Below are 1,062 nucleotides of genomic sequence, written 5' to 3' on the forward strand. Positions count from 1 at the left end.
ATCTGATCAATTTTATTGAAAAGTTGCGTGAACACTGTAAAGTCCATGGAATTCCTCTTTAGCGAATTTTCAACTTTTTATCACCTTGAAACATAGATATATGCTAAACGTGTCATTTTCATTTATACATTACCTAAGTATTTGCATTACGATATCTTGGCTTTGATAAAATCTTTGTGCCTCTCTGAATTGTTCAGATAGTACTGAACTTTCTACATCGGCTTTTGTTTTCATGAAAAAAAGCAAATCTTGTAAAGAGCTTTAGTGGCTAAAATCTTATTTGAGGCACACGTGTGAGGGCATTGTTCATAACTCTTTTATACAATATACGTTTTTGCATTTCGATAAGAAACTCTTCATTATTGCTTAAATTTCTGACCATTTGTAGCTTTGTATATTCATTTTGGAGCATGGCTGACATGTTTCTGATACGTGTTTGCAGCTCGAAAACTTCTCTCAGATCTTTTGTTTCATCTATATCTTTTAAGAAACCGGCAATTTGTGTAAAGCGGTTCTCTGCATCTTGGAAAGTTTGCAAACTTACAGCTTTATCGATAATTCCACTATATTGAAGACGCTTATTAAGCCTATCGTATAGTATATTATGTTGTACGAACGGGAGGATGACTCTCCACTCATCTCCGTTAACTTCAGTTATAAGGTGTTCGAAATAAGAATGACCTTTGAAGTTTTTGCTATATAAACCCTTGTATGTTTTGTGGGGAGATGGGTAAAAAGGCGAATGTTGTAATAAAAATTTCGATAATTCGTCTCTTTTTATTTTTTTATTTCCTGTTATAGACTGATGGATTTTTTCCGCGTTTTCGATCTGGTCTTCGGTTACTTTAATTTGTTGTTTTAATAAGTCAATAATTTTCAGATATTCTGCTTTTGAAATAGGGGAAGGAATTTGAGCAGTTGAACCTTGAGTCCCAGAACCCCAACTAAAGTTAGACGTTAGAGTTAAATTTATGATTCCCAAAAGGGTAATCATTCCTGTTATAATAAATCGCTTTTTCATATATTTGCTCGCTTGATTTCGGCAGGGATTGTTTTATTAAT

1 protein-coding gene is annotated in these 1,062 nt (G+C 33.3%); it reads right to left on the reverse strand.

Annotated elements, in window-relative coordinates; genetic code table 11:
* Positions 1–268: 268 nt before the first annotated feature.
* The gene (locus tag ACFIK6_RS09950; protein WP_375642750.1) at positions 269–1,021 is read right to left on the reverse strand and encodes a type IV secretion system protein; all 753 of its coding nucleotides are present in this window, start codon (positions 1,019–1,021) and stop codon (positions 269–271) included.
* Between the last annotated feature and the right edge of the window lie 41 nt (positions 1,022–1,062).

This window comes from Bartonella sp. AS69XJJH, from assembly GCF_042195585.1.
Classification (GTDB): domain Bacteria; phylum Pseudomonadota; class Alphaproteobacteria; order Rhizobiales; family Rhizobiaceae; genus Bartonella.